A 20,363-nucleotide genomic window follows, 5' to 3' on the forward strand; every position below is an offset into this window, starting at 1 on the left:
CTTAGTGTTTATTGTTTAAAGCGGCGAATTTGAATGATCATGCCAAATTTTGGATGGTCAAGGTAATGCACATCGCCACTATAAACCCGTCGAAATTGTTGAAAGTGGGCATTATTGAGTTGTAATAATTGGCCATCTTCATCTCTGAAATTAAATTCGGCATCAATAAACAAATAATGTTGCACGTACAGCTTAATCGTACCGTCTAGCTGCCAGGTGGATTGTTCTTTTTTGTCATCATTGTTTTGTAGCGCTGAATTGCTGATTAAAAAGGGGGCTAAATCTGAGCGATTGTCTTGTACAATCGCACGTTCACCACCGAGGCTTGATACTGCCCCTGCGCGTAAAAAACCTAGATAATCGTAATTGGCAGAAAAATTTTTCCCTGCAATCAGGCGATAAGTGGGGGCACGTTTCTCGGGTGCTTCTGAAAAACGCCATCCAGTATGTAACAATGGTTTTAACCCTTGGTTACGTAACCGAGTGATCACATCGTTAAATTGTAACTGTGATGGGGCAAGCAAGTAGTTAAAATCTTGATGATCTTGCTCAAGCGCTGGAATGTTGAGTGGCACACGCTCGAGCTGGCTTAAATAATCGGTATTCGGATCACAATCAACAGATTGAAGAACCTGTTGCTGAGATAAAAACTCATTTTGTTTGAGTACCTTATTTTGTTGACTAAGACAGTTTTCAAGACCATTTTGTTGTAATTGGTCAATTTGCAAAGATTGCGCTTTGCTTACATCAATGGTGTTTAAGGTAAACGAAAAGTCTTCTTTTAATTCTGAATCGGCCTTTTGCTCAAATAAAATAATTTCAGCTTCAAACCACCTCTGGGCCATTAGCTGGCCGCTTTGCACTAAACAACCGATAAAACAAAGATGTAAAAAACGTAATTTCATTTAATGGCTAACCTTTTGCGCAAATTGTTGCAACATGGCGCTGACTAATTGAAGCCTTGCGAGCGAGTCGGCTTCTTCGATGCTAAATCGTAACTTATTTGCGCCTTCCATTCTATAAACCTTTGGATTACTTTGTAAAAGACCAATGATAAAACGAGGGTCTACCTTGGTTTTAGCGGTAAATTCAATAAAACCACCTTTGGCATTAGCTTCTATTTTACTGATCCCAAGTGCTTGTGCTTCTAATTTAAGCCCTTGGATGGCAAATAAATTTTTAGCCGGTTGAGGCAGCATGCCAAAACGATCAATTAGCTCTACTTGTAACTCATCAATTTGCTCAGCATCGTGGCAGCTCGCCACACGTTTGTACAAACTTAAGCGTGTATTAACGTCAAAAATATAGTCATCTGGCAATAATGCAGAGATTTTTAAATCAACTTCGGTTTGTTGTTGTAATAAATTCTCAAGCGTTGGTTCTTTGCCTTGTTTGAGCGCTTCGACGGCTTGCTCTAACATTTCCATGTATAAGGTAAAACCAATCGATTGAATTTGACCACTTTGATCATCACCCAATAATTCACCGGCACCACGAATTTCTAAATCGTGGGTCGCTAACGCAAAACCGGCTCCAAGGTCTTCAAGCGATTCAATGGCTTCAAGACGTTTTGTCGCATCTTTTGAAATGCCTTTTGGATCTGGAATAAGTAAATACGCATAAGCTTGGTGATGGCTGCGCCCAACACGTCCACGCAATTGATGCAGTTGTGCAAGACCAAGTTTATCGGCGCGGTCAATAATGATGGTATTAGCGGTTGGCACATCAATACCGGTTTCGATAATGGTGGTACAGACTAATACATTGTATTTCTTGTGGTAAAACTCGGCCATTAGGTGCTCAAGTTCACTTTCACGCATTTGGCCATGAGCTGTGGTAATACTTGCTTCTGGTACTAAAACTGCTAAATCGGCTGCGACTTTTTCAATGGTTTCAACGTTATTGTGTAAATAATAGACTTGGCCACCACGTTTGATTTCACGCAAAATAGCTTCGCGTTTGAGATCATCTTCGCCTTTACGCACAAATGTTTTTACCGCTAAACGTTTGGCTGGTGGCGTGGCAATAATGGATAAATCGCGCATCCCACTCATCGCCATGTTGAGTGTACGCGGAATAGGGGTGGCGGTGAGCGTTAAAATATCAACATCGGCACGCAGCGATTTGATTTTTTCTTTTTGGCGCACACCAAAGCGATGCTCTTCATCCACAATCAATAAGCCTAAATCTTTAAATTTTATACTCGGTTGAATGAGTTTATGAGTGCCAATTACGATATCAACCTGACCATTGGCGAGCTTTTCAAGTACCACGTTTTGCTCTTTAGTGGTTTTGAAGCGCGATAATACTTCGACTTCAACGGCGATATTAGCGAAACGGTCTTTAAAGTTTTCGAAGTGTTGCTGGGCCAATAACGTCGTTGGCACTAAAATAGCCACTTGTTTGCCTTCATTGACCGCCACAAAGGCGGCGCGCATCGCAACCTCTGTTTTACCAAAACCGACATCACCACAGACTAAACGGTCCATCGCTTGTGGACTTTGCATATCAGTGAGTACCGCCGAAATGGCATTTTTTTGATCTTCTGTTTCTTCAAATGGAAACGTATCGACAAATTGGCGATAGGCTTTTTTGTCATGGCGAAAGGCATTGCCGAGTTTAATTTTTCGTTTCGCATAGATATCAAGTAGCTCTGCGGCAACATCACGTACTTTTTCAGCGGCTTTACGCTTGGCTTTTTCCCATACATCAGAGCCGAGTTTATGAAGCGGTGCGCTTGCTTCTTCACCACCCGAATAACGAGTGAGCATATGTAACGCAGAAACTGGCACGTAGAGTTTGGCTTCGCCGTTATAGCTGATAGTGACAAACTCAGTTTGCACTCCAGCAGCATCGAGGGTTTGCAGCCCTTGATAACGGCCAACACCATGATCAAGATGCACAATTGGTTGGCCCACTTTAAGCTCCGCCAAATTACGAATAATTGCATCTTGGCTGGCTTCGTATTTATGTTTGCGTCTTCTGCGCTGGGAAACTTTAACACCAAGTAATTCTTGCTCGGTAATAATGCTCAGTGCTGGTTTGCCAGCAAGAAATACACTTTGTTCAAGTGGGCAAACAAGTAGAGCAACATCACAACTGCTTTGGCTGAATTCTTCAAAATGACTGACGGTGGTCACTTTTATGCCAACGGGTTTAAATAATGTCAGCAGTGATTCGCGACGACCTTCACTTTCAACACAAAATAACACCCGATTTTTGAGCTTTTTTTGCTGCACTAAATATTGGCTAATTGCAGCAAATGGCGCTTTAGCTTGATGATCAACCCGAATATCAGCAATCAATTCGGCGCCTAAATTACTATGGCCTGCTTTAGTGCCCAATTTTGCTAAAGAGAGCTGAATACGCGCAAAGCTGCCAATATTTGAGAAAAGCTCTTCAATGGGTTGATACAGTGCTTTAGGTTCAAGCAGCGGGCGAAGTGGGTCAACGCGGCGGTTTTCGTAACGTTTATTAACGTCTTGCCAAAATTGCTTAGCGCTGTGCTCAATATCACCAAGCGTCATTACCACTGCATCGCTTGGTAAATAGTCAAAAATTGAGGCTAATTGATCAAAAAACAGCGGTAAATAGTATTCGATACCGGCAGGCCAAGCACCTTTTGAGACTTGCATGTAAATTGAGTCTTGGGCGCTGTTGGCTCCAAACTTTTCGCGATAGGCAATACGAAAGGTTTCAATGTCTTTTTCGCGCGTCGGAAACTCATGGGCAGGCATTAAATCGATGTGGCTGATTTCTTTACTGGAGCGTTGGGTTTCGACATCAAATAATCGAATGCTGTCAATTTCATCATCGAATAAATCAAGACGAATAGGGTCTTTACTGCCCATCGGATAAATATCGACCAATGAGCCTCGAATGGCAAACTCACCATGCTCCATTACTTGCTGCACATTTAAATAACCGGCGGCATCTAAATTAGTGCGCAGTTGATGGGCGTCGAGCTTATCGCCTTTTTTAAATAATAACGTGCTGCCATAAATAAATTCTGGTGGCGAGGTGCGCAGCATTAAATTAGTTACCGGGAGGATTAAAATACCGGTTTTACTTTGTTTTAATCGGTTTAAGGTGGCCAGACGCTGCGAAATAATATCTTGATGCGGAGAAAAGTGATCGTAAGGCAGGGTTTCCCAATCAGGGAAAACCATCACACTTTGCTCTGGCAATAAATACTCTAGTTCTGCCTCTAGTTTCAGAGCACTTGGCGTATCTTGGGTGACAAGCACCACTAAGGAGTTATGGCTTTTAACACCTTGTGCGATGGCGATGCTCAGCGCACTGCCTGGCAATTGACCCCAATGTATCTTGTCTTTTGCAGATTTGATCCAAGGTAATTGTGCCCATTGTGTTAATGCCATTTAAAACTCCATTAAGCTGGGCGCAGCTGCACCCATTTTTATTATTATTGAAAAAACAATTGCCATGCTGTCATGGCGCGTGTATTAGTCGCGGTAAATTTTTAGCAAATCTTGATAATGATCGATACGACGATCACGCAAATATGGCCAAATGCGACGGGTATCTTCACTGCGCTTTAAATCGAGTATTGCAGTTAATATTTCATCATCTTTTGCACTAGCATGAGCTAGGATTTCGCCTTGCGGGCCTGCAATGAATGAATTACCCCAGAACAAAATACCTTCGCTGTGGCCACTTGGATCACTTTCATGACCAACACGGTTACAGCTAATAACGGGTACCCCATTGGCAACCGCATGAGCGCGCTGTGAGATAACCCATGCATCACATTGACGAGTTTGTTCATCAATGTCATCGGTTGTATCCCAACCGATTGCTGTTGGGTAAATTAAGATTTCAGCCCCCGCCATTGCCATAAGGCGTGCAGCTTCAGGAAACCATTGATCCCAACACACTAAAACACCCAGTTTACCAATTGAGGTTTGAATGGGTGTAAAGCCTAAATCACCTGGGGTGAAATAGAATTTTTCATAAAAACCGGGGTCGTCCGGGATATGCATTTTACGGTATTTGCCCGCAATTGTACCATCCGAATCAAGGACAACAGCCGTGTTGTGGTAGAGGCCCGTAGCACGCTTTTCAAATATTGATGATACGATCACCACATTGAGCTCTTTTGCTAATAAGCCTAATGAGTCTGATGTTGGCCCAGGAATGGTTTCGGCTAAATCAAAACGTTCGGTATCTTCGGTTTGACAAAAATATAAGCTGCGATGGAGCTCTTGCAGTACCACTAATTTAGCACCTTGGGCAGCCGCTTTACGGATCCCGTCTTGGGTTTTAGCAAAGTTATGGGCTAAATCTGTGCTGTTGCTGTGTTGCACTAGGGCAACGGGTAATAATTTACTCATTGGGTTACCTCAAAAAGCCTTTAGGTAATTGCATTGAAATACAGTGTAGGCTACCAAATTGATGAATTAGTGGTAAACAATCAACACCAATAATTTCATGTTCAGGGTATGCTTTGGCGATTTGCGACAGGGCAAACGCATCATTTTTATCTTGATAGGTTGGCACTAATACGGCGCCATTAATAATCAAATAATTGGCATAGGTAGCAGGTAAACGACTGCCATCTGCGGCGCATTTTGCACTTGGCCACGGTAAGCTAATTAGGTTGTAGGCTGTACCATCGGGTTTTCGCAGTGCTTTAACATCTAAAGCCATACGTTCAAGTTCATGGTAGTGGCTATCGCTAGGGTCATCGCAACAAACATAAACGAGCGTATCGTTAGGCGCAAAACGCACTAGGGTATCAATATGGCTGTCGGTATCATCGCCTTCTAAGTGACCGTGATTAACCCATAAAAAATGGCTAATACCAAGTGTGTCGCTCAGCAGTTGTTCGATTTGCGCTTGTGTTAAATGCGGATTGCGATTGGTATTGAGTAAACAACTACCAGTGGTTAATAAAGTACCTTGGCCATTAGATTCAATTGCACCGCCTTCAAGTACAAAATTAACCTGCTCTGATTGTGCTAATGGATTAAGTACCTGAGCAAATACCGCTTGATTGATTGAATTATCTAGGCTTGCATCAAATTTATTGCCCCAACCATTAAAAGTAAAATCAAGTGATTTTAACTGCCCGTGGGCATTAGTAACGGTAATTGGGCCATGATCCCGTGCCCAGGTATCTTCAAATGGGGTGATAACAAACTGTATTTTACTTAAATCAAGTTGTTGTTCGCATAACAGTGCACGCACGCGAGCTTGTTCAGATTCACTATGGACAACAAGAACTAACGATTGATAGCGTAAAATGTGGCGGCATAAATTTAAATAAACCGGCTCAACGTCAGCCAAAATGGGCGCCCAATCAGTTTCGCTATGGGGCCATGTAAACATAATGGCATCTTGCAATGCCCATTCTGCAGGAAGTGTATAACTCATGGGATTTCATACAAATTCAAATAGGCAGATATTTTAGCACTTCATGCTTGGCTGTCAGCCTTTTTGTCGTACTTAACAGCTGCCACGCTATTAACTGTATTAATTTTGTTCATTTTTACGACGTTTACGCAATTGTCGTGATTGACTGTGTAAACTTGCGCGTACCATGAGCTCCTGATCCTCAGGGCGAATACGACTAAAAGCCATGGTATATTGCCAACCCTGTGTTAGAGGTTCTTTTAAAATGACCTCGGTATAACAAAATACCGCTGCGGCTTCGTGGTGTAAAAAAATCTTGGTACAAAATTGCTGACCAATTGAATGATCTGCTAAATCATTAAGAATTAAACCTCCACCACCAAAAGAGTGGGCTTGCGTTTTTTGCTCGTCTTGATGCTCAGTAGCTAAAATATGGGCCATGATTAAATCGATTTTACGAGATTGGGCCTTTAAAAATTGAGCCAGCTCTTCAGCAAGGTCGCCCAATTGGCGTAAAGGTCGTAGGGCACTTTGTTCAAGGGCATTAACTTCATTGGCGAGTTTAAACAGCGGTGGAATACGTAATTCGAGCGCATCATTGTCTATAGGCACTAAATGATCTGCAATGGTTTTTAAATTAACATCAACAGTTTCATCAATTTGAAAATATTGGTTAAAAAGATCAACTTTAGCAGTAGACATAGCGTTGTTTCTCAGCAGCAAGATTATTTATAGGATTTTCTTTATGTTAGCGAGCAGTAATCAAAATAGCTAGCTTAAAGCATCGCTTTACTTTGTTTAAACAGGTCTTTAGCATGGCAAAAAATAATTTAAACGTAGCGTTTCCATGGGATTTAAAATACATAATGAAGCAAGCAGTGAACTGGTTGCAGTGTCTTTACGTGAAAAAATAATAGCCTTTAACTCGCCATTTTTTGGCCTTAATAAGCGTACCCCCATAGCAGTGACGTTCACTCGTCAGGTAAATGAGATGCAAGGTGGTGCAAGTGGTATTGCTTTTGGTTATTGGTTTATGCTCAATTGGCTTTGGGTTGATGAGAGTTTGCGTGGTCAAAAAATTGGGGAGCAGTTATTAGCGCGGATTGAACAACAAGCAATAGAACAAGGTTGTCGTTATGTTTTACTTGATACCTTGGATTTTCAGGCGAAACCGTTTTATGAAAAGTGTGGTTATAAAGTCGTTCATCAATTGCATCAATATCCCACGACAGGGATAAAATACTACATGGAAAAAGAATTAGGTTTAAACCCTGTTTAATCTTGTATTTTACCTTCTAAATATTTTTGATAAATATCCTGCGCATTCACTTTGGCTAAATAGCGCCAAATTTGCCAAGTGAGTGCTTGGTTTTGTTCATAAAATTGTTGCGACACCACAAAAAAACCATCTTTAACAGCCAAAGGTGGCAGTAGCACTTTTAGGTCGTGATAACGTCTGTCTAGAAAATAGGTATGTTGCTCAGTAATACTGCAAAGGGTTAAGGCTAAATCAATACGTTTTTGTTTTAGCATCAAAAGAGAGGTAGCTGCAGAATCTGTTTGATGAATTTGTATTGGCAGATTTTTTAACCGCGCAATAATAGAGTAACCGGCAGGAACAGCTAATGTTTTGGCTTCTTCAGACTTAAATGCATTACCATCCCAACTAAAATCAGAATCTTTGTGCACTAAAAAGCAAGTACCAAGTGCATTCATCGCTAAAGATGAATCAATTTTATTATTCTGTTTTGGGTATACGCCAATTGGATCTCGTTCAGGAGAATAACTGGCTATTAGAGCGTCCACTTTATTGCTTTGTAAATCTTGTAAGCAGCGTTTCCACGGTTTACGAACAAATTTGAAGTTAAATGAGTTGAGGTCGTGCGATGCTTTGTTTAAAACTTCAATAGATGCACCGGGCATTTGTTCTGGGGGGGCATGACCGTAGCCAGTAAAAAATGGCAGTAGCTCTTTATCTTCGTAACAAAACGAAATTTCAAGCGGGTTAATATCTTTTGGATCAGGTTCGTTGGCAAGGGCTATACCGTTTAGTATTGCCACCAACAACAGTGCACCATAAAAAGAACAATAAGCAAAATTGAATGCAGTCATATTGAAATAAAAATGAGAATTGCTGTTATTGAGGTTAGTTCAGATTTAAACGCTTGTTTATTTTTATTGGTATTTTATCGTTGAACATTTTGGTTTTATTAACCGTATCAAATTAATTTTGCTAGCACGAATTTGAAAGTTTAGCCAATTTAATACGGTCTTATTAATTAACACGCACAATATACCGATTTTTATGAGGTTTACATGATTTTGATAAACAAGAAAAAGTATGGGCTACTCGCTGCATACTTTGTTACCGCTTTATTGAGTTTTACTATTTCGGCCAAAGAGCAAACAAGTATGGCTGCAACAGCTCATATTGAAAAAGTAGTCTTAGGTGCAGGTTGTTTTTGGGGCGCAGAAAAACGATATCAAAATATCCCTGGGGTGATTGATGCTGTGTCGGGTTATGCTGACGGTAACGTTGCAGCAAATTATCGGACAATTACACAAGCAAAATATAAAAACGATCCTAACAATCATGCTGAAGTCGTTGAAGTGACATTTAATAGTAATGAGATTTCGTTAACTAAAATACTTGAGTCTTTTTTTGAAGGGCATGATCCAACACAATTAAATCGTCAAGGTAATGATATTGGCACCCAATACCGCTCTACTATTTTAACAACATCACCGCAGCAGCTAAGCATTGCACAAGCAATTAAAACACGTTATCAAACACTACTTTCTCAGGCAGGATATGGTGAAATTAAAACTAATATCAAACCACTTGAAACGTTTTTTCCGGCTGAAAACTATCACCAAGATTATTTGGTTAAAAATCCAAACGGCTACTGTCCAGATCATAGTACGGGGGTCAAATTTGCACCTAGCACAGATGAAAAATCAGTTCGCCAAAACGCTGCTTTATTACAGGGCAAACACATCGTGATTGTTGAATCTGCTGGATACTGCCCTTACTGTGAAAAATTAAAAAAAGATGTGCTCAATGATTACCAAGGTAGTATTGCCCTGCATTTTCGCTTTGCTAATGAATTAGATGGTTTAAATATTCAAACCCCTACATGGGCAACACCGACTATTTTATTCATTGAAGATGGTCAGGAGGTGATGGGTCGCCAAGGTTATTTAGACTCTGGGCAATTTTATCGTTTACTTGGCCTATTTAAACTCGGTAAAAGTGAAGCATTTAATGTGGCATTTGATGAAGGAACCGATGGACGTTTTTGTAAAGAATATGAAATATTTAAAAATACACCCGATGGCGTATTTATTGATAAATTAAGTGGCGCGCCATTATTTGATACTAAAGACAGATTTAACTCAGGAACTGGTTGGCTTTCATTCACTCAAGCCGTGCCTGATAGTGTTATTGAACGTGCAGACAATCGATTTGGTATGCAGCGCGTCGAATTACGTTCAAAAACATCGGGTATTCATTTAGGTCATGTATTCGAAGATGGCCCAAATGGCGCAAGACGTTTTTGTATTAATGCAACGGTACTTGAGTTTGTTGCGCGAAAAAATATCGATTGAGCAGGATGAATTTGAGGCAATATCTTACTTTAAAAATGATTTTTTCTCACATTACATGAATTACACAAATTGCTGAACTAAACTCATTTTATTCGTAAAAAGAGGGTAATGGCGATGCAATTTGTTGCAAAATTGAAATTAGCTAATCAACTCAGAATGTCATTCGGTTTGATTATTGGTTTGTTGTTGATTGTGTCTATTTTTAGTTTTTTCGACTCAGTACCGCACAAAAAGGGATCGAGGATTATCGTGCTTTAGCGCGCGCGACTAATTTAGCCTCTAGTCTACAAGCAAACTTATTAGTGATACGACTCAGTGTTATTAAGTATTTAAATGATAATGCTAATAGCCAACTTCTAAGCGATGTTGAAGAAAAAATCCGTGTTGAAAATGATATTTTACTCAAAGCCAAGCAGCTAATAACCGATCCGTCTCGCTCTGAGCTTGTAAACAAAAGTGATAAGTTGATAACTGAATATGAGAAGTCATTTTATCAAGTTATTGAGCTTATTAATCAACGCCATGCTTTGGTAGACAATACGCTCGACCCAGTTGGCAAATCAATTAGAGTGATGATCACTGCTTTGATTGACCAAAATCATAAAGACAATATCGCGTTATTATATCAACTGGCTAAATTACAGGAGTCTTTTTTATTGGGGCGTTTATTTGTTACTAAATTTTTAGTCACAAACGCAGCTGAAGATGCAAAGCGGGCTCATTTGGAACTCAATATCAATGTACCAAAAGTAATTAGTAAAATACGGCTTATCACAAATATGTCTGCGTTTGATCCCAAGCTTGATGAGTTGATGAAACTTAACTCTCAATATGAAAATGCACTTCAGTCAATCGAACAAACAATCATTGATCGCAATAACATTATTAACTCAAAATTAAATGTGATTGGCCCTGATGTGACACAATTATTGGAACAGGTAAAAACCTCTATTAAGGCTGAGCAAGATACGCTTGGTCCTGTGGTTGAAGTTACTGCCAATGAAATGGAGTTTTTAGTTCAACTCGTGTCAATTATTGCCTTAATCTTGGGGGTTATGTTTGCAGTGTATTTACCTCTTTTGATCCGTAAACCGATAGGTGGAGAGCCGACAGAGATTGCTTTAATTACGGCGCGTATTGCAAAAGGTGATTTAACACAAAAATTTGACCAATACCAAGCGATAGGGATTTACCAGTCAGTATCGACCATGTCTGAAAGTCTTAAAAAAATTATTGCTAGTATCGTGGACAATGGCAGTTTGATCACTCAAGCAGCTCAAAAGTCGAATGATATGGCACAAGCCACAAACGATTCGGTTAACGACCAACGTGAACGTACCTCGCAAATTGCCACCGCTATAAATGAAATGTCCTACAGTATTTCAGAGGTTGTGAAATTATCTTCTGGTTCAGCGACAGCAGCTTCCGAAGCCAAAATAGCCGCTGATGATGGTTTAGTGGTGATTGATAATACGGCAAGCGCGATTAATTCAGTGCAATTGTCGGCACAAACACGCAGTAGTTTAACCGATAGATTAGCGATGATCAGTACGATTAATGATATGAATAATCAGGTGGCTGTTGCTGTTGAGGAGCAGTCGAGTGTCTGCGAAGATATTAATCAAAATATTATCGGTATTGCCCATGCTTCGGAGCGTTCAGCGGACAGTGCTGCACATACTGCAAATTCAAGCCAAGAGATAACCGATTTATCTAAAAAATTACAAATTATTGTGCAAGGATTTAAACTTTCTTTATAGGTTTTCACGCTATTCTTTATAAAAAAACTGTAATTTAATTACAGTTTTTTTTGATCTACGACTTTTGAGTAACAGATGAGCAACAAAAAAGCTGATAAAGTAGTTAAGACGTTGTAATACTAATAATAACTTAACGATTGAAGCTACTGATCTAGCAAAAAAGGAATATCAAAATGCAATCTATTGCTATTGTATTATTTGGCATCGTTGGAATGTTGTTTGGCTGGTTCGTCTATTCGAAATTTATAGCCAGTAAAATTTTCCAAATGGATGACAGTATCATTACCCCCGCACACCGTTTAAAAGATGGCGTTGATTTTGTCCCAACGAACAAGTTGGTTCTTTGGGGACATCATTTCACCTCAGTTGCAGGCGCCGCGCCGATTGTAGGCCCTGCAATTGCGGTGTATTGGGGTTGGGTACCGGCGGTACTTTGGGTCGTGTTTGGCACAATTTTCTTTGCAGGTGTTCACGACATGGGCGCACTTTGGGCCAGTAGTCGTCATCAAGGTAAATCGATGGGCGCTTTGTCTGAATCTGTGATTGGCAAACGCACTCGATCATTATTTATGATTGTGGTGTTTTTAGTATTACTGATGGTCAATGCGGTATTTGGTGTGGTCATTGCTAATTCTTTTGTGAGCCAACCCACCGCAGTCCTTCCTGCTTGGGCTGCCATTGTATTTGCACTTATAATTGGTCAGTTATTACATCGCAATTTCAATATTATCATGCTGTGTTTATTTGGTGTGGTGGCACTGTATTTGAGTGTGTATGCCGGTAGTGCGATGCCACTTGCGTTACCAAGCGAAATGTTTGGTCTGAGCGATAAAGCCAATTGGATTATTATTTTATTTATTTACGCCGCAATTGCGTCTTTATTGCCAGTCTGGGTCTTATTACAACCACGCGACTTTATTAATGGTGTGCAACTATTAGTGGGGTTATTACTGCTCTATGGTGCGGTCTTTATGTTTATGCCAGACATTACCGCACCTGCATTTAATACCCAAATGGCACTTGATACTCCAAGTATTATTCCGCTTCTTTTTGTGACTATTGCCTGTGGTGCAGTATCTGGTTTTCACGGTATAGTCTCATCGGGCACGAGTTCAAAACAACTCAATAAAGATACTGATGCACGTTTTGTTGGTTATTTAGGCGCAGTTGGCGAAGGCTGTTTAGCACTCATTACCATTGTGGCCGTAAGTGGTGTTACATTAGCGCTATCACCTGCTGAGTGGCACGAAGTATATAGTCACTTAGGTGCAGGAAGTGTTGGGGCATTTATTACGGGTGGTTCGAATCTTATTCAGGCCGGCTGGGGTATTCCAAAAGAACTTGCTTCAACTTTATTAGCCGTAATGGTGGTATTGTTTGCGGGTACGACGATGGACTCAGGCGTGCGGTTACAGCGTTATATCATCCAAGAGTGGGGTGATATTTATGACATCAAATGGATTAAAAATGGTGTGGTGGCGACATTGTTGGCGGTAGCCTGTTGTTTACTTTTAGCATTTGGTGCAGGTGGCTCTTCAGGTTCCGGTGGCATGATTATTTGGCCTTTATTTGGTTCGACCAATCAAATCCTCGCGAGTTTAACTTTGTTGGTGCTGTCAGTTATGTTAATTAAAATGGGCAAACCAGCCAAATATACCCTTATTCCAATGGTATTTGTTTTAACTATGGCATTTTTTGCTGGTTTATTAAAACTTGCAGAATATTACCAACAAGGCAATTGGTTATTGGTGATCATCGATGCAATTGTGCTAATAGTTTGCGTTTTAGTGATGCTTGAAGCCTGGTCAGTTATCGCTAAATATAAACAAGTCAAAAAGCAAAATGGTTAAGCGGTAAATAAGAAATATAAAAAAGGAGCTTTTGCTCCTTTTTTATTGTTACATCAGAACGTTATTTTGAGATTAAATTAAGATCAGAGAGGTTTTTTTTATACTTCATGCTATAACCTATCAAGGGCTTTTCCTCTTTTGCCATAAGGACCATTATGTTTGTTCTCCAATCTAAATTTCAGGCGTTACAAAATGCAAATCAAACACTCGAGCAACAAGTAAAACAACAAACAAAACTAACAAAAGAGATGCAGCAGCAAATTGATACCCTGCAAGATGAAATTGACACACTCAACAAAAAAAAGGCCGCTGCAATCACTAAGCCTTTATTAAAAGCCATGATTGAGTCGTTTAAGTACATCGAGATTTTAAGAGAAGCAGTGGCAAATTCATATCAAACAATTCAGCACGAAAGCCAAGCAGGCAATAAAATGGATGCATTATTTGATGAATCTGGCCAGTCATTAAGCCATTTAGTAACGGGGATCCAAGGTCTTACCGCCAAAATGGGTGGCATGAATGATAATATTTCGGGTTTATCTGTGATGGCCGATAGCATCAATACCTTTGTTTCGACTATATCTAAGATTTCAGATCAAACCAATTTACTTGCATTAAATGCAGCCATTGAAGCGGCAAGGGCGGGTGAAGCAGGTCGTGGATTTAGTGTGGTCGCTGATGAAGTAAGAGCACTTGCCAATAATACCAATACTTCAGCCAATGAAGTGGCTGAGTTAGTAAATAAAATTATTAATAATACGACTGAAACCGTGAGTTCTGTTAATGACATTCAGCATAGTAATACCCAGTTATCAAGTGGTATTGAAAAACTCAATACTGACTACTCGGCAATTATCAAAAGCTGCAACAAAATGAAAACCACCATTGTTGATGCCTCACTTGCAAGCTTAAGTCAGGCAATTACACTGGATCATTTTGTTTTTAAAGCGCAAATTTATGGTGTTTTAGCGGGCCTAAATCATAAGGCTGATGATGCGATGTTAAATCAAGGTTCGGACTGGTTAAAAGAAACGAGCCAAAATAAATCAGGCAATAATACTCACTCAGCGGCATTGCAGAAATTGAATGAACCACAAAAAACAATGCAAAAAACGGCTTTGGATTTAGTGGCTGCTTTTCGCAAGGGGGATGAGAATTTAACCGCTAAACTATTAACTGCGATGGAAGAGGCAAGTAATAAATTTATGCGCGCAGTTGAAGGACTTTCTTACTCTCGTTAGTTTAGTGTTATAATCTAAGTTCATATTATATAAAGAAAAAGGCCAATTTAATTGGCCTTTTTCTTGTTTTATGTCTGGCTAGATATTTACCTTTAATTCAATACGTTGGTAAATCTCTTAACCAGAATAGAGGCTAATTAAAATACTCAGCATGAAACGCTAAATGATCATCAATAAAACTGCTGATGAAATAATAGCTATGATCATATCCTGGATGACTTCGATAAACCAATGGGTAGTTATTTAACTGCGCCGCTTGAATTAACGCATCAGGTTTCAACTGCGCAGTTAAAAACTGATCTTGTTCACCTTGGTCAACTAACGCAGGTATAAAATCATGGTGCGAAATCTGTTTGATTAAATGTGTACTGTCGTAATTTAACCAATTCGTTTTATCATCACCCAAATACCCAGAGAAAGCTTTTACTCCCCAAGGGCAATCACTTGGGTTGCAAATTGGACTAAACGCACTGACAGAGCTATAGCGCCTTGGATTTCGAAGTGCAATCATCAACGCACCATGACCACCCATTGAATGCCCACTGATCGCACGCTGTGGTGTAACCGCAAATTCTGCTTCTATCAAATCGGGCAGCTCTTTGACGATGTAATCGTACATTTGATAATGCTGTTGCCATGGACTTTGGGTCGCATTGACATAAAAGCCAGCACCTAAACCAAAATCATAGGCTTGATTTTCATCATCAGGTACGCCATCACCCCGAGGGCTGGTATCGGGTGCGACGATGATCATGCCAAGTTCTGCTGCACGTTTAAAGGCGCCCGCTTTTTGCATAAAGTTTTCATCAGTACACGTAAGGCCCGATAACCAATAAAGCACCGGTGCGCGATGACCGAGTTCAATTTTTGGTGGCAGATAAATAGCAAAACGCATCTCGCAATTTAGTGTATTTGAATAGTGCTTAAATTGGCGATGCCAACCCCCCGCCACTTTATTTTCACTTAATAAGGTTAATTCACTCATAACATGACCGTTTATTTATGATCAAAATGGATAACAGAACGAATACTTTCACCACTGTGCATTAAATCAAACGCTTCATTGATTTGTTCAAGTGCCATGGTGTGGGTAATAAAATCGTCCAGTTTAAATTCACCAGCAAGATAGCGCTCAACAATGTGTGGTAATTCAGAGCGACCCTTTACGCCTCCAAAAGCACTACCGCGCCATACACGGCCAGTTACAAGTTGGAAAGGGCGGGTTGAGATTTCTTGTCCTGCACCGGCAACACCGATGATCACAGATTCACCCCAGCCTTTGTGGCAACACTCAAGTGCAGAGCGCATCACATCGACGTTACCAATACATTCAAATGAAAAATCGACTCCGCCATCGGTTAATTCAACAATCACTTCTTGGATCGGTTTATCGTAGTCTTTTGGATTGATACATAAAGTCGCCCCTAGTTTTTTCGCCAGTTCAAATTTTGATGGATTTATATCAACCCCTATGATTTGGCTGGCACCAGCCATTTGTGCGCCAATAATGGCAGAAAGGCCAATGCCTCCTAAACCAAAAATAGCCACTGTATCGCCCGCTTTTACTTTAGCGGTATTCATTACCGCGCCCATACCGGTTGTGACACCACAGCCTAATAAACAAATTTCTTCAAGTGGGGCGGTTTTATTTACTTTTGCAAGTGAGATTTCAGGTAAAACGGTGTATTCAGAAAATGTAGAGGTACCCATATAATGAAAAATAGGTTGGCCATCTTTATAAAAACGCGTAGTACCGTCAGGCATTAAGCCTTTGCCTTGAGTTGCTCGTATTTTTTGGCATAAGTTTGTTTTTCCTGAAGTACAGAATTTACATTCGCCACACTCAGGGGTGTAAAGTGGGATCACATGATCACCAATAGCAACACTTGTTACACCCTCACCAATTGCATGAACAATTCCTGCACCTTCATGACCCATAATTGCTGGGAAAACACCTTCAGGATCTTGACCCGATAAGGTAAATGCATCGGTATGGCAAACACCAGTGGCGATAATTTTAACTAATACTTCACCAGCTTTTGGGTACATAACATCAACTTCTTCAATAGATAAAGGTTGATTTGGACCCCATGCGATAGCTGCCTTTGATTTTATGAATTGATTTTCCATTATTAAGTCCTTAATAAGGTGAAAGATAAACACGTAGCGCGAAATCTTAGTGTAAAGGATTTGGCCAATTGATTAAAACTGATTTCATCGGCCTATGAACGTGCCCACAGTTGTATTAGTACAGTTACCTTATACAAACACGGTAGGTTAAACACCTCAATACGTTAAAAATTAAAAAAAAGAGCAGGCATTTTGCCTGCTCTTTAAGACTAATCATTATTTTGTTTAAAAATTGGCTTTAGTCAATTTCAACGTGTTCTTTTTTATGATGCTCAACTATCTCTGCTTGTAGTTCCGTTTTTGAACGAGGCTCAAACAAACGACGTTGGGTTAACCAATAAAAGAACAAAGGTACAAAAAAGATAGCTAAGAATGTTGCGGCCATCATACCGCCCATCACCCCAGTTCCAACACTATGGCGGGCACCTGCACCGGCACCAGAGCTTAATACCAAAGGCACAACGCCTAAAATAAATGCAAGTGAGGTCATGATGATAGGTCTAAAACGTAAACGAGCCGCTTCAAGTGCTGCGGCACTTGCAGACCAACCTTGTTGGTACTTCATTAGCGCATATTCAACAATTAAGATGGCATTTTTACTGGCAAGACCAAGCAGTGTAACTAAACCAATTTGGAAATAAACATCGTTAGTCATGCCTGCAATCCAAATGGCAATCAGCGCACCAAACGTACCAAATGGTAGGGCAAGTAATACTGACAATGGCAAAGACCAGCGCTCATACAAGGCGGCTAAAATTAAGAACACCATAATAACTGCCAGCGTTAACGCAAGTCCGGTGGTACCAGAACTGCGTTTTTCTTGAAAGGCAGTGCCTGTCCAGTCATAGGTCATATCAGCTGGAAGTACCTCTTTGGCTAAGCGTTCGATTTCAGCAATCGCTTGACCTGAGCTGTATCCTGGTGCTGCATTACCAAATAATTTAACCGCAGGTAAATTGTTATAACGATTTAAGCTATCTGGGCCTCGGCTATGGTCGATGCTGGTAAAGGCTGAAATCGGCACCATATCGCCTTGTTTATTTTTAACATAAATGCGACCAATGTCCTCAGGTGACATTCTAAACTCAGCCTCAGCCGACATTAATACCTGCCAAGCACGACCAAACTTATTAAAATCGTTAATGTAAGCTGTACCTAAAGTACCCGCAAGGGCGCTAAATGCATCGTTGAGTTCAATTCCCATTGCATGGGCTTGTTCACGGTCTACATTTACTTTGAGCTGCGGTGTATTTGGGCGCCACAAGGTTTGAATGCCTGAAACAATTTGGCTTTGTTGCGCAGCCCCCATCATGGCTCCCATGGCTTGCTGAAGCTTTTCAGGGCCGCCAGCGCCTTTGTTTTGAATATAAAACTCAAAACCACCTGTGCTACCTAAACCAAAAATGGGTGGTGGATTAAAGGCAAGCACTAAGGCTTCTTTAATCGAAGCTGTTTTCATAAACAACTCACCAACGAGTTGCTGCGAGGTAACTTGACGTTCGTCCCAATGTTTTTGCGTCACAAACAAGGTTGCAGCCGAGCTTTTATAACCACCACCAATAAAGTCAAAACCAGTAAAAGCAATGACATTTTCATTAGCTGGATTTGATTTTGCTGCTGCAATCACTTCTGCGACTACTTTTTCAGTACGCTCAAGCGATGCACCATCAGGTAAAAAGACTGCTGAAATATAGAAACCTTGGTCTTCATCAGGTACTAACGAGCCAGGCGTTTTTTGCCACAATCCTATGGTAATGAACACCATGCCAGCAACAAGCACAAAACCTAAAATGCCGCGGCGAACAAAAAAGCTTACCGCATTAACATAACCACCTGTCATGGCATGAAAGCGTTTATTAAACCAAACAAAAAATCCAGCCGTTTGTTTATGCTCAGGTTTTAAGATTAATACACATAGCGCTGGTGTCATGGTCAGTGCAACGACTCCAGACAAACTGACTGCAATCGAAATAGTAATCGCAAATTGGCGGAATAATTCGCCTGTTAAGCCACCTAAAAATGCAATTGGCACAAATACCGAACACAGAACCAATACAATTGCGACCACAGGACCACTTACTTCTTGCATGGCTTTAATGGCAGCATCACGCGGGCTTAGTTTTTCCTCGTGCATTAAACGCTCAACGTTTTCAAGCACAACGATTGCATCATCAACCACGATACCAATTGAAAGCACCATACCAAATAATGTTAAGGTATTAATTGAGTAGCCAAGCATATAAAGACCCGCAAATGTGCCTAGTAATGATACTGGCACTGCAAGGGTTGGAATTAACGTGGCACGCCAGTTTTGTAAGAATAAATACACCACTAAGAATACCAATACCATGGCTTCTACTAGGGTTTTCATTACTTCTCGAATGGATACTTCAACAAAACGCGTGGTGTCGTATGGTGTAAGATGCGCTAAGCCAGTAGGGAATTGCTCTTTAATTTCAGCAACGGTTTGGTTTACTTCAGCCGCAACATCTAACGCATTAGCGCCAGGTTGTAAGAAAATACCGAGTAAGACAGCTTGCTTACCATTAATCGTACCTTCAAAGTCATAGTCTTTTGAGCCAAGTTCAACACGCGCTATGTCTTTTAAACGTAAATTACTGCCATCAGGATTGGCACGAACGATAATATTAGCAAACTCTTCTGGAGTTGATAATCGACCTTGTGCAGTGACACTGTAGACTATTTCTTGTGGGCTTGACGATGTTGGTGTTGAGCCAATTTTACCTGCCGCATATTGCGAGTTTTGCTGACGTACCGCGTGGGTAACATCATCAACTGTAATTTTAAGCTGGCTCATTAAATCTGGGCGCAGCCAAATACGCATCGCATAATCTTTGGCACCAAAAATTTGTACGTTGGTCGTACCAGGAATACGCTTGATGCGATCAAGAATATTCATAGTGACATAATTTGATGTCCACAATGACTCACGACTACCATCCGGTGAATAAAACGCATGTACTTGTAAAAAGCTCGAAGACCCTTTTTGAACAATCACACCTTGGCGGCGGGTTTCTTCGGGCAAGCGCGCTTCTACTTGTTTTACACGGTTATTTACATTTACCGCAGCTTGGTCAACATCAGTGCCAATCTCAAAGGTTACTTCAATGGTTGTGACACCTGAACTGGTTGATGTTGATGACATATACATCATGCCTTCCACACCTGTGATGGCATTTTCAATTGGTGCAGCAACTGTTTGCTCAAGCACTTGAGCCGACGCGCCAGGATATACCGCCGTTACTTGAACAACGGGAGGAGCGATTTCAGGATATTGTGCGATGGGTAAGGCACGCATGGCCGCAAGGCCTGCAAGCACCAACACAATTGAAATCACAAAGGCAAAAATGGGCCTATCGATAAAATAACGAGAAAACATA

Annotated in this window: 14 protein-coding genes; 5 read left to right on the top strand and 9 right to left on the bottom strand. The window is 40.7% G+C overall.

Going from position 1 to position 20,363, the window contains the following annotated elements:
* Positions 1 to 8: 8 nt before the first annotated feature.
* From PTUN_RS08005 to PTUN_RS08025, 5 genes are all read right to left on the bottom strand, one after another.
* Positions 9 to 905 carry a putative orphan protein gene (locus PTUN_RS08005; RefSeq protein WP_009839733.1) on the bottom strand — a complete coding sequence of 299 codons (897 nt, stop codon included), beginning with the start codon at positions 903 to 905 and terminating at the stop codon, positions 9 to 11.
* Entirely contained in the window at positions 906 to 4,379 is a 3,474-nt protein-coding gene (gene mfd, locus PTUN_RS08010) for a transcription-repair coupling factor (RefSeq protein ID WP_009839734.1), read from the bottom strand. It lies immediately after the preceding gene.
* Positions 4,380 to 4,463: 84 nt separating this feature from the next.
* Positions 4,464 to 5,351, bottom strand: coding sequence for a carbon-nitrogen hydrolase (locus tag PTUN_RS08015; RefSeq protein ID WP_009839735.1), 888 nt, complete (start codon positions 5,349 to 5,351; stop codon positions 4,464 to 4,466).
* A 4-nt stretch (positions 5,352 to 5,355) separates the two neighbouring features.
* Positions 5,356 to 6,393: an agmatine deiminase family protein gene (locus PTUN_RS08020; protein ID WP_009839736.1), complete on the bottom strand. Its 1,038-nt coding sequence runs from the start codon at positions 6,391 to 6,393 to the stop codon at positions 5,356 to 5,358.
* A 99-nt stretch (positions 6,394 to 6,492) separates the two neighbouring features.
* The gene (locus PTUN_RS08025; protein WP_009839737.1) at positions 6,493 to 7,074 is read right to left on the bottom strand and encodes a hypothetical protein; all 582 of its coding nucleotides are present in this window, start codon (positions 7,072 to 7,074) and stop codon (positions 6,493 to 6,495) included.
* Between the two features lie 145 nt (positions 7,075 to 7,219).
* On the opposite strand from PTUN_RS08025, the gene PTUN_RS08030 reads away from it, so the two are divergent.
* Complete coding sequence (locus PTUN_RS08030) at positions 7,220 to 7,651, top strand: GNAT family N-acetyltransferase (protein WP_009839738.1); 432 nt, start codon at positions 7,220 to 7,222, stop codon at positions 7,649 to 7,651.
* On the opposite strand, the gene PTUN_RS08035 is transcribed toward PTUN_RS08030, so the two are convergent.
* Positions 7,648 to 8,484, bottom strand: coding sequence for a substrate-binding periplasmic protein (locus PTUN_RS08035; protein ID WP_009839739.1), 837 nt, complete (start codon positions 8,482 to 8,484; stop codon positions 7,648 to 7,650). The genes PTUN_RS08030 and PTUN_RS08035 overlap by 4 nt on opposite strands.
* A gap of 204 nt (positions 8,485 to 8,688) precedes the next feature.
* On the opposite strand from PTUN_RS08035, the gene msrA reads away from it, so the two are divergent.
* The 4 genes from msrA (at position 8,689) to PTUN_RS22420 (ending at position 14,832) form a co-directional block, all read left to right on the top strand.
* Positions 8,689 to 9,981: a peptide-methionine (S)-S-oxide reductase MsrA gene (msrA, locus tag PTUN_RS08040; RefSeq protein ID WP_009839740.1), complete on the top strand. Its 1,293-nt coding sequence runs from the start codon at positions 8,689 to 8,691 to the stop codon at positions 9,979 to 9,981.
* Between the two features lie 302 nt (positions 9,982 to 10,283).
* Positions 10,284 to 11,741, top strand: a complete 1,458-nt coding sequence (locus tag PTUN_RS08045) for a methyl-accepting chemotaxis protein (RefSeq protein WP_009839741.1) — start codon at positions 10,284 to 10,286, stop codon at positions 11,739 to 11,741.
* Positions 11,742 to 11,914: 173 nt separating this feature from the next.
* Entirely contained in the window at positions 11,915 to 13,591 is a 1,677-nt protein-coding gene (locus PTUN_RS08050) for a carbon starvation CstA family protein (RefSeq protein ID WP_009839742.1), read from the top strand.
* Positions 13,592 to 14,106: 515 nt separating this feature from the next.
* A complete protein-coding gene (locus PTUN_RS22420; RefSeq protein ID WP_415906960.1) occupies positions 14,107 to 14,832 on the top strand; it encodes a methyl-accepting chemotaxis protein in 726 nt (241 codons plus the stop codon).
* A 133-nt stretch (positions 14,833 to 14,965) separates the two neighbouring features.
* Here the strand turns inward: PTUN_RS22420 and fghA are convergent, their stop codons facing one another.
* The 3 genes from fghA to PTUN_RS08070 all read right to left on the bottom strand — a co-directional run bounded on the left by fghA (position 14,966) and on the right by PTUN_RS08070 (position 20,362).
* Entirely contained in the window at positions 14,966 to 15,817 is an 852-nt protein-coding gene (gene fghA, locus PTUN_RS08060; RefSeq protein WP_009839744.1) for an S-formylglutathione hydrolase, read from the bottom strand.
* A gap of 11 nt (positions 15,818 to 15,828) precedes the next feature.
* A complete protein-coding gene (locus PTUN_RS08065) occupies positions 15,829 to 16,962 on the bottom strand; it encodes an S-(hydroxymethyl)glutathione dehydrogenase/class III alcohol dehydrogenase (RefSeq protein ID WP_009839745.1) in 1,134 nt (377 codons plus the stop codon).
* 238 nt (positions 16,963 to 17,200) lie between these two features.
* Complete coding sequence (locus tag PTUN_RS08070; RefSeq protein WP_009839746.1) at positions 17,201 to 20,362, bottom strand: efflux RND transporter permease subunit; 3,162 nt, start codon at positions 20,360 to 20,362, stop codon at positions 17,201 to 17,203.
* Position 20,363: the final 1 nt, after the last annotated feature.

Source organism: Pseudoalteromonas tunicata (assembly GCF_002310815.1).
Classification (GTDB): Bacteria; Pseudomonadota; Gammaproteobacteria; order Enterobacterales; family Alteromonadaceae; genus Pseudoalteromonas; species Pseudoalteromonas tunicata.